Origin of the sequence: Pirellula sp. SH-Sr6A, from assembly GCF_001610875.1 — a bacterium.
Classification (GTDB): Bacteria; Planctomycetota; Planctomycetia; order Pirellulales; family Pirellulaceae; genus JBKCUI01.
This window is the reverse complement of record NZ_CP011272.1, coordinates 6,015,597-6,030,720: the sequence shown is the minus strand read 5'-3', so window position 1 is coordinate 6,030,720 and position 15,124 is coordinate 6,015,597. Positions and strand designations below refer to the sequence as shown.

General features: G+C 52.1%; 9 protein-coding genes. 4 read left to right on the top strand and 5 right to left on the bottom strand.

From position 1 onward, the window contains the following. Position 1: 1 nt before the first annotated feature. The 4 genes from hemB to VN12_RS23380 form a co-directional block, all read right to left on the bottom strand. A complete protein-coding gene (hemB, locus tag VN12_RS23395; RefSeq protein WP_146679204.1) occupies positions 2-1,015 on the bottom strand; it encodes a porphobilinogen synthase in 1,014 nt (337 codons plus the stop codon). Beyond that, positions 1,005-2,714, bottom strand: a complete 1,710-nt coding sequence (locus tag VN12_RS26285; protein WP_146679202.1) for an ATP-binding cassette domain-containing protein — start codon at positions 2,712-2,714, stop codon at positions 1,005-1,007. Before VN12_RS26285 ends, hemB begins: the two co-directional genes overlap by 11 nt. Positions 2,715-2,960: 246 nt before the next feature. Beyond that, entirely contained in the window at positions 2,961-3,860 is a 900-nt protein-coding gene (locus VN12_RS23385) for a branched-chain amino acid ABC transporter permease (RefSeq protein WP_146679201.1), read from the bottom strand. Further along, positions 3,857-4,726 carry a branched-chain amino acid ABC transporter permease gene (locus VN12_RS23380; RefSeq protein ID WP_146679199.1) on the bottom strand — a complete coding sequence of 290 codons (870 nt, stop codon included), beginning with the start codon at positions 4,724-4,726 and terminating at the stop codon, positions 3,857-3,859. Before VN12_RS23380 ends, VN12_RS23385 begins: the two co-directional genes overlap by 4 nt. A gap of 533 nt (positions 4,727-5,259) precedes the next feature. Here VN12_RS23380 and VN12_RS23375 point away from each other — a divergent pair. The 4 genes from VN12_RS23375 to VN12_RS23360 all read left to right on the top strand — a co-directional run bounded on the left by VN12_RS23375 (position 5,260) and on the right by VN12_RS23360 (position 12,457). Beyond that, entirely contained in the window at positions 5,260-6,006 is a 747-nt protein-coding gene (locus VN12_RS23375; RefSeq protein WP_146679197.1) for an MlaD family protein, read from the top strand. 86 nt (positions 6,007-6,092) lie between these two features. Then, the gene (locus VN12_RS23370; RefSeq protein WP_146679195.1) at positions 6,093-8,681 is read left to right on the top strand and encodes a hypothetical protein; all 2,589 of its coding nucleotides are present in this window, start codon (positions 6,093-6,095) and stop codon (positions 8,679-8,681) included. A 210-nt stretch (positions 8,682-8,891) separates the two neighbouring features. Next, a complete protein-coding gene (locus VN12_RS23365; RefSeq protein WP_146679192.1) occupies positions 8,892-11,960 on the top strand; it encodes a tubulin-like doman-containing protein in 3,069 nt (1,022 codons plus the stop codon). 80 nt (positions 11,961-12,040) lie between these two features. Next, positions 12,041-12,457 carry a hypothetical protein gene (locus tag VN12_RS23360; RefSeq protein WP_146679190.1) on the top strand — a complete coding sequence of 139 codons (417 nt, stop codon included), beginning with the start codon at positions 12,041-12,043 and terminating at the stop codon, positions 12,455-12,457. Positions 12,458-12,538: 81 nt separating this feature from the next. On the opposite strand, the gene VN12_RS23355 is transcribed toward VN12_RS23360, so the two are convergent. Next, positions 12,539-15,001 (bottom strand): hypothetical protein, encoded by a 2,463-nt coding sequence (locus VN12_RS23355; RefSeq protein ID WP_146679188.1) that lies wholly within the window; start codon positions 14,999-15,001, stop codon positions 12,539-12,541. Positions 15,002-15,124 lie beyond the last annotated feature (123 nt).

Sequence of the window (15,124 nt, the reverse complement as noted above, 5' to 3'; positions counted from 1 at the left end):
ATCAAGGAAAAATGTGTGAAAACTGATTTGCCCAGTATGTAATGGTGATATCAGCACCAGCTCGGTTGATGGCAACAAGCGATTCCCTAGCGAGCCTATACAAATCCCCCCACCCTCGTTCCGCTGTTGCATGAATCATGGAGTACTCTCCACTAACGTTGTACGCGGCAAGAGGCAATTGCGTCCTTTGACGTATCTCGCTGATTATATCGAGATAGTGTATTGCCGGTTTGACCATCAGAATATCTGCACCCTCCAATTCGTCTTGGAGCGCTTCGCGACAAGCGAGTTCTTTTGAGTCATACGGAAGGCAATAAGATTCCATTAGTGGGCAAGAGTTGCGAAATGAGCCTGCAGTCTCTTCGCTAGCACCAGACATCCAAACAGGAAAGGTGTCGTACAAGTTAGAAGAGAATTTTGCCGAGTAGCCCATGACGAGCGTCTCTACAAACCTATTTTCTTCTAAAGTTCTTCGGATTTGGTCGACCTGCCCATCCATCATGCAACTTGGTGCAACACAATCAGCCCCCGCATCTGCATGAGAAAGTGCAATTCGTGAAAGCGCACTGAGCGTTTCATCGTTATCAATCTGTTTTGACTTCGCGTTAAGAATTCCACTGTTTCCGTGCGATGTATAGCCACTGAGGCCAACATCTGACATTACCATCAGATCTGGAAATGTTTTCTTGACGATCGCAATAGATTTTTGTAGTAATCCAGACGAGTCCCACGAATATCGTGCGTCTTCCGTTTTTCGCTTATTATCAATTTTTCCGAATAGCAGAATCCCTCCAATCGGGACAGCAAGGCTCCTAATCTCTTCAACAAGTCGGTCTGGTGAAAGCAAGTGCTGTCCTGGCATACTAGGCACCTCTTGCTTCACGTTACTTCCCTCAACGACAACTACCGGCCAAACCATGTTCGTGGATTGAGGCTTAGCTTTCGCGAGTAGAGTCCGTGTTGCTCCGCTGGAACGAAGGCGACGAAGACGTACTATCGAGCTTTTAACTGTCATTTTCTTCCATGCCGATATATGAGGTTGGCACCATGATGAATGTCGCCATTGAGTTAGTGAATTGTAAAATTCTATGCATTATTTCAATCGAAGTTGATTCGTCGAGTGCATTAAACGGTTCGTCAAGTATTAATACATGCGGTGTTGGTTCAAAATGTATAGCTATATCAAGAGCGAGCATCTTACGTTGCCCACCGCTTAAATCACAAACTCGCTTATTCGAAGCAAGCGAGCCACGTGGAATTAAATTCGCTACACGGTAGTTTTCATTTACTCTGAAAGTAGAGAATAAGCTTGGGTCGGAAAGAACGCCAAACGTATTGCAATCTATTCGATGTAGTTGCTTAAGGAATCTTGGCTGAAAACTAACTGGCATTCGTCGTTGATTGACGCAACCGGAATCGGCTTGAGTAAGACCTAGAACTACTTGGACTAGACTGCTTTTCCCCCAGCCGTTGGGGGCTTCGAGAATTGCGATTTCACCGTCGTTGATACGTAGATTGAAGCCGGTTTCTCGGCCTACTTCGTCGAGACCGATAACGGTGCGTTTGCCACGGCGTATGACGAGTTTTTTGATCTCAAGGGCTGGCTTCGGGACGTAACGTTTGTCGATGCGGAAGCGGGTTAGCTTAGCACCCCGCGGGAGCCGTTCAGTAATTATTTCTTCGGCAACATTGGAGAGGAGCTGGAACCAATTGGATTGCTCTGCAGTTTTTGAATCGCGGGTTATTTGGCTGGACTGTTTTGGTTCGCTAATGGCGATCTTTCCATTGGCTAGCTGCCAGCGGGTGGTAACTAGATCATGGAGATGGGTTTGATTGAAGACGTGTTCAATGATGACTATGGTAAGTTCGTGTTCGGCGACCAGCTTCGACAGCATGCCGAGGACTTCGTCGATGCCATTGCGATCAAGTCCGGCCAGTGGCTCGTCAAGAAATAATACCTTGGCTCCAGCGGCAATGGCGCGGGCGATGGCCACTCGCTTGGATTGGCCAAGTGAAATCATGTCGCCCGATGAATGCTCACGACCTTCCAAGCCAAGTTGGGCAAGCATTTTGTCGGGCGAGCTGGTAATTCCAGGACGAGATCCGTTCGGTGCGTAAGTTGATTTCGAGTGATCCGAATTCCCCGAGGGCTCCGTGGTTCTCGGATTGGCACTATCCCGTGAGCAACTGGGCGCTAGCTTTCGTTTTTTTGGTTCATCCTCAATGATGTCACCGGCGACCAGCGAATTGCCGGCCATGAATCTATTGCCAAATCCAAACAAAGCGAAAAGTGGGTTTTCGCCGCGTTGGTCCTGTTGTCCGACGGCAATGTTGTCGCGCAGCGAGAGAGAATCGAACAAGCGGACGTCTTGCCATGTGCGTCCGAAGCCTTGTCGGGCAATGGTGTCAGGCGAGAAGCGGTTGAAGAGGTTGAAGTTTTGAAGCCATGAACGGGGAAAGTGAAAATCCGTGGCGTGGGAGTTGGCGGAATAGCGGATGGTTCCCGAGTCGGCTTCGAGGTTGCCAGTGAGAATGTTTAACAGTGTGGTCTTGCCGGAACCGTTTTCGCCTTCGAGCAGAACGACTTCGCCACGTCGCAGTTCGACGTCAACACCATCGAGCACAGTCTGACCACCAAACGATTTTCGCAACCCCGAGGCGCGCAGAACGACAGCTGATTGTGAGGGTGCGAGATTTGAAACGGTGGCGCTCAAGATTAACTTTTGGCTCTGGTGGATATACCGGGAGGGAATGACAAGTTGAAAGCCTATTTCAGAAGAAGCATTTTGTGCGCCAATCGAGCGACCTCCGGCGAAATCGGTAGCTTTACTTGCAAGTGTTCAGCTTTTGCTGGGGAAACGAAGCATGGCGATTACGGCTTCAAGAATCGGTCGAGTTGCACCTTCTTCGTTTCCGCAACCTCAGGTATCAAAAATGGTACTGGAAGTGTCAGGTCTCGATTATTCCATTCGGTAGTCGCCCGCGATGCCTTGAGGGCGGAACTGCATCATTACGACCAGCAAAACGCCGTAAATAAGCAATCGCATGTTGGCGGCGATGGCATCAGGCAACGCGATGAAGCGTAGGGCTTCCGGCAAGAGTATCAACAAGGCGGCCCCGACAAACGGTCCTCGAAAATTGCCAAGTCCACCGACGATTACCATGCTGAGCATTAAGATGGATTCGTCCAAGCTCGCAGATGACGGGTCCAGGTAGCGGACGTGGCCGGCGTACAGGGCTCCGGCAATGGCAACCAACCCGCTGGCGATGGCGACGACTTGCAGCTTCACAAGCCGAGTATTTTTGCCTAGGCCTTGGGCGGCTAGCTCGTCATCTCGGACGGCTTTCAACAACCGGCCCCACGGAGAAGCGGTCAATCGCCAAACGATCAACGCCACAAAACCGGCGACCATAGTGGCGAAGATTCCGTAGCTGATTTGATTAGAGATTTGCCAGCCAAGCAGCGATGGCCGTGGAATGCCCGTGATGCCAAACGGTCCATTGGTCAAGTTTCTTAGTGATCCGAGTGGTGCGTCGCTGCTGGTCCAGTTGTAAAGCGTGCCGTAGACGAGCGCTTGCACAGCTAACGTCGCTAACACGAAAAAATCGCCGCGTAGCCGCCACGATGGAAGCGACACAATCAGGCTGAGGACGGCCGCGATGAATGCTCCCACCGCCGCTGCGGGAATGAATCCCCAGCCAAGATTGATGGACAAAAGGGCGTAAGCGTAACCACCGATTGCGTAGAACGCGGCGTGGGCGAGAGTTAACATGCCGGTGTAGCCGACGATCAGGTTCAGGCTGAGTGCGACGATCAGATAGATATCGAAGTAGATCAGCAGGTGGATAAGGTAGTTCATTCATTTGCCTCCAAGCGGGCCTTTCGTCCCAACAGTCCGTGGGGCAGCAGCAATAGCACGGCAGCCAGCAATGCGAACGTTACTGCTTCTTGCCACCGAGCTGACCAGTGCCAAACAACTTGTGCGCGAACTAGACCGAGCAATAGCCCACCCAGGACAGGCCCGACGAACGAACCGCGACCACCGATGATAACGGCGACGACCGCCAGCAAAACGGCATGCAGGCCGGTATGTGGATCAAAGCCGACATCGTATGCGGTGACCAGTGAGACTGCAGCTGCGAGAAGCCCGCCGACAACGAAGGAAAAAGTACGATATAGATGAATGTTGTACCCAAATAGGGCGAACTGAATCGGGTTGTCGGCTAGCGCCCTTAGTCGTAGCCCTAGGTCGGACTTCATCAGCAAAGCCCAGAAGGCAGCGATCAGTGCGGCACCGGCACCGAGGGTGCCCCATTGGGCACCAGTGACGATCACGTTGCCAAAGTGGACGACGGAGTCCACCCCGATTCGCAATGACTTGGTATCATTTCCCCAAATCATCGCCGTGATTTGCACCAGTACAATGGAGGCACCAAGCGAGGCGATCAAATGTGCGGCACTAGAGGCTTTCTTCTTTTCCATCGGCAAATGGATCAACCACTCACAAAGCAGGCACAGCATGACCGCAGTGAGCGTTGCCGCCGGGATTGCAAGCCACCATCCACCACCTGCTTTCAGCACGGACCAAGCGACAAACGGCGTCATCGCGTAAACGCCTGCCATGCCGATGAAGAACACGCGGGTTGGGAGGTAGATGCACTGAAAAGCCAACGCCAAAATGGCTATCGCAGTTCCCGAAATAATCCCATTAACAAGAATCTGCATACGTTCAGTTCAACTATGACAACAGTGTAAATGCGACGAATCCGCTTGGAAATTACAGGAAAGACTATCTTAGCAAACTTCGTGCCCTGGCGGGAGGTTTGATACCTCTACGAGCTATGTCTTGAAAAGGTCTCCTGAGAAATCTCTACGTGATACGTCCGGTATCAGGCGTGTTACTTAAAGTATCGGTGTCGGCAACTTGCTCTCTTGTCCGCTGCATTGCGCCACGTCCGACAAATTTCTCAGCCTGGAAAATAACCTCGGCCCCTTTTGTTTGGCACGATGCTTGCTCTAGGCCATTCATGACGCCGGATCATCTTGGAGCTCGGTTGTCCAAACTCACGACGCAGTGATGCTGCCGCAGTTATTCGCAATGGGAACCGCTAAATGGAAACCCGCGATTGTGGCACCAAATTGAAGGAAGTCAGGAGGTATCTGTTCACCTCCGCGCAACTCGCTTTCGTAAGCACCGAAGATCGTTGATCTCTCGGGTCCTTCAAATCGCGTCTCTCAAAGAGTTTGGAGGTTTTGCCATGACAAACGGCAATGATTTGTTCTCGGACGATGTACTTGGTGCAACGCCTGACGATGGCGAGGCTGGCCAAGAGTCTAGTGACTTTGGTCAGTGGTTTGTTCCTGTAGCGGTGACGGTCGGAATCCTTTTGATGGCAACTGCCGGTGTGGTTTTCTGGCCATCCGGTAGTCACAAATTTGGTACCACCAGTATCACAGTTAGCGGGTCCGATGTTGGTTCGTTAAATCCCGGCTCGCCCGTAATGCTCGAGCAGATTCAAGTTGGTGAAGTGGAGTCTGTTTCGATTCGGCAGGGCATTCCTGTTGCGTCATTGAAGATGAGCAAGGAACACATTGGCGAGATTCCTCCCAATAGTCGCTTTGAAGTCGGTTCATTGAACTGGCTACTACCCGGCAATGTCGGAGTAAAGGTGGTCCCAGCAGACACGGTACAAAAGTCAACGAGCAACCGAGCGGTAGAAATCGCTGTTGACGATTCATTGCTACCAATCCACGTACCCACCAACAGTTACTTAGCAATCGCGGTGCTACTGGGGGCCATTGCGTCTGCGGCGGGTGTGATGCTCAAGATTGCGCGCAGCCAGTGGGTTGGGATAACGCTGTTGGTGTTAGCCACGGCGATTTTTGTCTATCTGTTTTGGACCGGAACGCTGCGTGTTGAGCAGATCCAAGAACTACTCCGCGCAATCCCAACTCAGAGCGAACAAGTAAGTAGCGAATCGGCTGGATCAATTGCTCAGCAATGATCCAAGAAGATTGGTATTCAGCGAAGCGTTCACATCGCGTGGACGCTCGATTGTATTTTCAAAATAACCCCATCACAGGTGTCACGATGAATAAAATGTTTGGAATGATTCGGTATTCGCAATCGTTGTTGATTCTTGTCCTTTTCCCTGCGTTTGCAGTTGCAACAACGCTCGCCCAAGAGGGAAAGTACTCAACGAGTTACTTGGTGGTCATTGATACCTCGCCCTCAATGTTCGAGAAGCCTGTTAGTCCGCTGGCGATTAACTGGAAGGAACCGGCCATGGTGGAAGTGCAGCGACAGTTGGGTGAATTCGTCACGAAGCTGCCTGAAGGTACCGAAATGGATCTTGCAAGTTTCGATACAGCGTACCGCAATGGACCTAGCTTGCACGTACGCACTCAAGCCGAACGCGATACGGCGAAGCAGTACTTTCAATCACTCCGCCCCGTTGGAGGCATGACGCACCTTTGGGCGTCCATGGAATTGGCTCTGGAGCAAGCGAGCGATTGGCTTTCCTCGCATCCTGGCGGCACTATCAGAATTTTGTTCTATACGGACGGAACCGATACAGAACACCTGTCGAAAGACGGTATCAAGCGCGATCCGCAGGCCATACTTGCTAAGTACTCAAATTTATTGAAGAACCAAGTTCGATTCAATCTCGTGACTATTGGCTTTGAACTGAAGTCTGAAGTGCTCGAAAAGCTTGAGGCGGGAAACGTGACGGTCACCAAGGCGATTTCTACGCAACAGAATCTAATTCCGCTGGAATCGGCATTCCGGTTGGCACCAGCAACGCCGTTAGCCGGTGAAGTAGTGCGGCTTCATGACGAAAGCCAAGGCTTGGATATCGTAAAGCGAGAGACCGATTGGGGTGATGGTACGATCAACACAGATCAATCCCACGTGTACGCAGCGGAGGGCGAGTTCGTAGTCCGCCATACCGTTACTACGCAAAACAAGCAGGTCGCTGTTTCCACGCAACGGCTCGTAATCGCTAAACCAGCGGTTATCGAATTGCCAAAATTGCAAGCCTCATTTGAGCTCTTGAATGAGACCGTATTCCTTGGGGAGTATCTCCAGGTCATCGACGAATCCGTTTTTTCGGGAACGGTTACTCGAAGTCTGACTCTAAACGGCGCAGTGGTTTCGAATGAAAGGAATCCACGAGTTACGCCAAATAGTATTGGCAGCCACACGCTGGAGTTAGAGCTTCGGGATGAGCATGGACAGGTTTCGCGTTCGTCGCGAAAGTTTGCAGTCAAGTTGCCAATAGCCCCCCAAGCCAAGTTTAGACTATCAAATTCGCAAATTACGGCCGGTGAGACGGTTCAAGCGATCGATGAATCGATGCGTGCGGAGTCCTGGTCATGGAGCACGTCAGCAGGTCACACTTCCAACGAACGGAATCCGGCCTTCTTGTTCAACAATCCAGGCAGCTTTGACTGTTTCCTTGAGGTCGCTGACAGATTCGGACAGAAATCCAAGGTCGCTGCCAAGTTGACTGTGGCCAAACCTGCTGCACCTCAAGTTGACTTCTTTGCCCCTGAATCTGTGATCGCCGACAGCGAGATCCAAATTATCAACCGAGCAATCGGTTTGATCGACTCTCAAAAGTGGATTGTCGATGGGCTGGTAGCGTCGACGGATCGTGATCTGCAACTGAAGGGATTATCGGTTGGAGAACACGCTGTGGAATTGGTGGCGGAAGGGCCTGGTGGTGTATCAAGGGTTGCCAAGAAGTTGGTTGTCCTTCCGTACGCGTTACCCAAAGCGTCATTCACCATCGGAACTGCCCAGCCGTTCGTTGGCGATACCGTCACATTCACGGATACCTCAACTGGAAAGATTGACCGAGTTGAATGGTGGTTCAACGGATCACAATCGGAGCAATCTTGTGATTACACGAAATCAGGATCGTCACGAACAATCAATTTTACTTGCAAGGCGGCAGGCAAGTTGGTTATTCGGGCAATGGCTTACGGCCCAAGCGGCAGCAGCGAATGCGAGCAGGAGATCAACATAGCCTCCCGAACGCAGCCTCCAAAGACCATTGTTTCCGCCGATTCGGCTAGTGGACGCGGCGAATTGACGGTTCGCTTTACGAATCACTCCGAGGGAACGATCTACAGAACGATTGTAGACTTCGGGGACGGTAGCCCATCACTTGAACTCAATGGTTGTGATGGCGCAGCTCACACATATCGTCCCGGAAAGTTCACCGCCAAATTTACCAGCGTTGGACCGGAAGAGTTCGGTGTTAGCACAAGTACTTTGGACATCGAAGTAGCGAAGCCCATTCCCATGTGGGTTTGGCATAGCATCTGGGCGACGCCGCTGGGAATCGGTTTGTTAGCTGGTGTGGTCTTGGCCTTCCGCAAGCGACAGGACAGTATGCTAATGGATGAAGCAGCAAAGCTCAGTGGGATCTTTTCCTACAAGCCAAAATCGGAGATTGGCACGCAATTTGAATCTGTTCCTTTGGATGGATCGAAGGATCAAGCTGAAATCTCCTTGTCGGATGGAAGCAAAGCCGTACTTCGATCGATGGTCGATGATGAAGGCATTCGCTTTGTCCTGACCATTGATGAAAAAGGCAATGAGTTCACTGGAATCCTAAAGGCGGGAGTAGACGAGACGGTTGGGAGCTATGTGGTGAACTACGTCCAATAGCATTCACCTACGTTTTGGCTTGCGGTAGCCGTTTGGCTACCGCAAGTATCAATGTTGGAATTGTGAGTTAAGTGATTGAGAGACCCAGACTGCCAATACGGTGGTTTGCGACTCGCGAACGATGCGACCGCACAATTGCGGCAAATCGGTCGCCAACGTGAAGAATTACTTCACCGGTTCGGATTCACATTTTCCAAAGGAAACTTAGCCATGATTATGCGCAGTGTAAATTCAACGACGTCGTCTGCTCGTACTACCGCCCGCCGCGAGCTTCGTGAAGCATTGAAGATCATTGACCTTCAACCAACAGTGTTAATCGGTTTGGGCGGCGCTGGCGGCGAGGCGGTACGAAGAGTAAAGCATCAACTCGATCGCCGAGGACTCGAATCCCACGTGATCATGCGAGTGTTCGACACAGACCCCAGCGCCATCAAAGGCTCGGGTGGCTTGCCTAGCTTTGACGATCAAGAGTTCTGCCATGTTTCTATGGATCGAATTCCAACGGTATTGGACGATCCAGCCCGTCACGCCTACTTGGCGAAGCGATTGGGATTGGCCAACCCAGAGCATCGCAGCTTTTTGGAGCGGGTGCTCAATACCGGAATCGATCAAGCGGGCCAAGTGAGGCAGTTGGGTCTGCTGAGTGGACTGACGAACTCAAGCTTGATTGGAGATCGGCTTCGAGGAGCGTTAGCCGAGGTAACGCACGTTTTCCGCAGCCTGATCGCGATGCGCGAACGCGAGAACCCTATTCGCCTGCGACAGCGAACGAAGGTAGTCGTTATCTCCTCTGTTTGTGGCGGCTCAGGCGGAAGCCTGTTTTTGGAGCAGATCGCACTGCTGAGAAGCTTGACGCACAACTTGAATGTAGACATCTGCGCGTATCTGCTCCTGCCGAGCGTTTTCGAAAACGTGGCTTGTGGAAGCCAAGAGCAGCATCGTCGTGTTTACGGTAATGGTTCTGCGTGCTTGACAGAGTTCGACGCCTTTAACAGCGGATTCGGACTCGTAAACGGGATCAAGCTAGGGCCCAGTGAATCGCGCTCATACAGCGCTGATGCCGGAATGGTCAATCAGACATTCTTGATTGGACGCCGACTTGCAGATGGTTCTGATTTGCAATCACCTGATGCAGTATTGGACATGCTGGCCCTCCACATCGTGGCTGATTGTGCTACGGAACTGGGTGATCGATTGAATGTCGATGACGACAATTTGGCAACAATTCGCGAATTGTCCGTCGATCCCAAGACAGGGAAGCCACGCTCCTACAGCACCATTGGTGCAAGCGCGGTGGGAATCGACTTCAACCGAATCAACAAAGTGTGTACGGCTTTGACGCTGCACGGACTTTATGATCAACGGATTATGGGTGCCGGTAGCTCTGCAAAGGATGAAGTTGACAACTGGTTGAACGCTAACCAAATCGGGAGCGACGCCTCGGAATTGGTAAGCGGCTTGAAACGCGGAGCAACGGCCAACCAGTCTGTTTACACTAATGGACTGTTCCAAGTCGCAACTGCTCAGCGAACGGTGTATCACAAGAACTCGTTGTTCCCCGCGAAGTTTGAGCTGGTTCGCAAGCAGTTTCGTGATGTCCACCTCAGGACAGTTGAGAATCGTCTTGAAGATATGGTGACTGCGTCCGCCGATAAGTTGATGAAGGACGCCGAACACCGTGTCGCGAGTATCGTTCGCGACCATGGTGTAAAGAAGGCCGAGAAGTTTGTCCGAGGCGTTCTCGATCGCATCAGCCCGATTGTAAAGGGACTTGAGTCACAATCTAAGGCCCGTCACACGCAGGCACAATCTTACGACCTCGTAGCCGTCGAGGCATTGAAACCTCTTGGCCGATTTCCTCGACGCTGGTTTGGACGAACCGCGAAACTTCAAAATCGGGCCATTGAATCGCTTCGCTCCGCATTCGCGGCCGCCTTGGACAGCCTGCTATGCCGCTCGGCACTAACCGTGTTGGAGAGAATGGCACTTCAACTTGAACAGTTGGCAGCGAAACTTCACCGTGCTGTTTCTGGCGCTGAGGCTCGCTTGAAAACGCTGAAGAATGATGTGGACAACCACCATCGCAGTGGAAGCGTTCACACCAGCTCCAAGGTCGAAGTGGACGTCTCATCGGGGGAACTCGATCGCAAGTTGTGTGATCAATTCGGACCAGAATCGTCTGCGTTATTGGAAACGATGGCGAAAGAGCTGGGTTGCTCCATCGCCGAGGCCATTGTCGCATTGTCCAAGGACGAATCGGCGTACTCCACTGTGGAATCGCTGGTCTACAACGATTTCGCTGAAGCTATTGGCGAGGTCTCGGTCCTCGACATACTTGGCGAACAACTGCAATCGAGTGATGCGAGTGTCCAAGCCAAAGCATTTGCGATGCTTCAAGCCGGCATTCAGGCTTGCTCACCAGCGTGGCAAGCGGACAGCGAACTTTTGGACGTCGACTTCGATGGTACGCTAATTATCGGCGTTCCAGCGTTGGGCACCGAAGCGAACCGCGAGGTGGTAGTCGCTGCCGTCACAGCGATTGCCAAGGCCACCGAAACCAATTCGCGGTACCGCAATAAACTGAACGTGACGACGACAGCGGACTTGCACCGCATCTATGTATTGCGCCGGGTACACGGGGCGCGGCCACACTATTTGCCCGAGATCATGGATGCGTGCGTCGCTTACGACGAATGGATTCAGGATGGTGGTCACCCACTGTTCACCTTCACGTCAGACATTGTCGCCAAGATGCCCTCGCTTCGTCCAAAGCGTGAGGCTGCCGAAGCCGAGTTGGCCCTGGCCCTGGGCTTAGCGATGGGCTTTGTTGCCATGCGAGGCTCGAACTTCTACGAGAACCTACGCCGTGAGTCTGCCGAATCGGCCGCTGATTACTCGGTATGGTTGAATAGTCAGTGGAACGGAATCGCGTTTAGCAACGGGAAGCTCACGGTTGCTGCCGGCCCGCTCAAAACCAGTATCGACGCCGGGAGGATCTCGTACCAAGCTCGCGACGACTTCGATGATAAGCGCCGCTTGGGTAATGGAATGGACGCAACCGCTGAAGCTTTGGAAAAGAATGAGGCGCTTGTACGCACGATTTTAAGCGCCTTCGAGACGATCTGCGAGGTCGCAGGAAATCACAACGTCGCCAACGAAATCGAAGCATACGTGGCGGCGTTGGCTAATCGCTATCAAGCCAAGGACACCTATTTTGGCATCGCTATGCGTCAGGTCGAATTGCTTCGCGCGCAAGTTGATACTTTGCGTCATTCGTAGTTTTGAGTGTCGTTGTGACCATTTGGACTCAGCCCTCGGAATTGCCGAGGGCTGTTTTTCTTAAAAAGGGGAAACTAAAAATGAAGAACGGTGAATCAAGCGTGATCAGTCTGGAGCAGAGGATCGAGGACATTGTCGCACGTCAATTATCTCTCCAACGCGAGTTTGAAGAGGCGAAGCAGCAACTGGAGGCGGCTTTTGAGCAAGAGCAGGAGTCGTCGTTGCGATCACTTAAACCTGGCGATGCTGTTTACATCTTCCATGTCCTGGATATTCCCAAACGCGCTCAAGCGAAGATTGGCCAACAAGCAAGGGAAGCGATTGTGGTTGCCCACGGCGACAAAGCCTGCAAGGTATCTGTCCAAGACGTTGAATTCAGCATTCGATACGGAGCATTGCTACTGCCTGGTGGTGTGATCCCGGTAGCTCGAGCCTATTCAATTTGCAAAGAAATTGAAACCAAGCTGCGCAGTCGGGGACGTAAAAAGTCTCGGTGAGTAGCCTGTAACGGCCACGCAGGGGCATATCGATCGATTGCCCCTTTTTCTCATGTTCAAGACGCCCCGCCAATTTTGGCATCAAGTCAACTCTAACCCATCCTTGATATTTCCAAGGCACTCGTTCATCTCCGTCACGATCTCAGGCGCTGGCTTGTGCTGAGCATCGCCGAAGTCGATTTGGATACTGAAGGTCAGTGGAGCATCACATTTGTTCTTGATCTCCAGCAATGTGGCGACGGCTTCACCGAGCTCTTGCAACTCAAACGCTTCAAGTTGCGAAACAGCTCTGACACCATGTTGTTCACTCACGCTTCCTAAACCGAGGCCCGATGGTCCTTGGTAGCCACCACCGGCGGGATCGCCACCGGTAGCACTACCACCGGCGCTTTTGACAATCGTGAACTTGGCTTTTGATGCCATTGCAAAGTCACACGGCCAGTCGCCTGAATCGTCGGACAACGAGAGAAATCGACCTGTGAGCGCTGCGCTGATCGCTGAAGCGACATTTTTCCATGGCAAAGTCAGTCCGCTCTGATGCGACAAAGCTGTGGCGATTGCCGCTGCATTCGTCGAATCATTCTTCCATGCATTTGGTAAGGTTGCCGGCAATAGAGCCGCAGGGGCTATGTTATCGGGAGGTACTCGTAACTTTGCTGCAGGCGTCAGGATTCCCTGTGGTACTTCCTCGGCCCACAGACTTGAGGGCCCGGAAAGCAACCATACGTGACCTGCAGCAACAGCATTCCGAATTGCAAGCTCAATTGCTTCTTGACTTGCTTTAGGAACGTTGACCGACTCCTTGTAGCTGCCACGATCAACCTCAACAGTGTGTTTGCCGTTGAAGTAGTCGAGAAGGCTCTGAGCTGTGATTTCTTCGCCGGCCCATAGCCCTGGAAGTGAACCCGACGAAAGTAATTTCGCTAGTACGTCTGCTAGCTCGGCATGCTCGGGCAAAACGAGCTCGAGCGATGGGTCAGCAAGAGCGGCTTCGTCCGGTCGATCTCGCCACCAAGTGCGAAACGAGCGATCTGGCCGCGTAACTTTCAGGACGAATGAACCCTGCAAACAACCTTCGACAAGCGTTTCAACGATAGCCGAGGACTTTAGCATCTTCGGAAGATGTGGGAGTTGTGCAAATGCGCCAGCCAAGTCCTTTACCCTTCGGCTCTTGTCTCCATCTTGCCATAGGTTGTACGGGCCATCCGGCAACAATGCATCCGCGGTGATTGCCGTATCACGTACGCGCGATCGCGGATCACTCTTGATGGTCTCAAAGTGGTTTTGATCGCTTATGGATAACTTAAAGGCATGCGGCTCATCCTTTTCTGAGACGGTGACCACGATGCAGTAAGCTTGGCGAATCGCATCAGGAACTTTTTCACGAGCCTTATCGATATTGATCTTGAGCGTCTGCATGCGGGCGACGTCGATGGCGCCTTTCTGTTGCTTCTCTTCATCAGTAGTCGGCGTTAGTTCATCGCGGACCAATTGCCACGCCATCGCATCTCGGACGCGGGCTTCTGCCGCGGTCAGTCCATCGCGAGATGGTGTGAGTAGAATCACTGCGTTTCGATGAACACGCGGTTTGTTGGAGCCAGTCGTCTCATCGAGAAAACGCTTCGCTTCACTACTGGGCTTACCCGATTCCGACGCGGCACTTGGGGGCATCACGGCATAGTGGAATAGTCCGTCGTCCTCGATATCTTTGGGCTTGGTCGGCAAGGTATGAACTTTCACACCGGCGGCACTAGCGCCCGCAGTTAGAGCCTTTAGATTTCGTATGTCCTCCTCCAGTCGAGCCTTCACAATCGCATCGTCAATCGTTGCCGCTGCCGCCGATTGCATTTGATTCAGGTTAGGTCTGTTACCTAATTTCCAATCGGATGGAAGCTCGCCTTCTTTAGTGGGCAAGTTCTGGTCGTCGAGCCAATAGCTCTTCCGTGCCCAACGCATTAGCCCCTTCTCGTATTCGATTTTGTCAGGTCGACAGGGACCAACTAGCAACATCAAATCTCGGGTCTTTGCACTGCGCCCAGTCGGCTGGGAATGCAGAAATGTTGCCATCGCTGCTTGCTCAATCTCGCGCAACTTTAGCCCAACAGATTCTTGCTCGACTTGTCTCGCGCACTCTAGCTCGGTTTCCAGAATGCCAGTCCATCGCGTGGCTGCTCCATCTGACACGATCGTATCCGCAATAGAAACCAGCTCACGAGCAGCTTCCGACAGGCCCTGCGTTTTGGGTGCGCTCAAAAAGACTGCGGGCCCAACAAGCGGGCTTTCATCCCATTTCACTGCCTCACGCAGAGCCAGCGCGAAAGTCCGCAACACGCCACGCGTTTTCTGGAATCGTTCGATCCCAGATGACCATTTGGAGTAAAACACCTCGGTTAACTCAGGATGAAACGGGTAGCTCTTCTGGTAACGCTCTTCAGCAACGGAGCCTTTCTTGGCAGTCTGTTCGTCTAAAGCACTGATACCCTTGAGCGCTGCGATAATGTGCGTTGGCCAGGTCCCTTTATGCTGAATTGAATTAGGCCTCAAACAAGCGAACGCTTGTTCGTCTTAGCTTGATTTTCGCTGCGCAGCGGTCACCGAGCCAGCAGTGCTGGTCGCTTTTTTTCAATTGCTTGCTCTCCATTGTTTTATTTTATCTGGGTTAGGCGT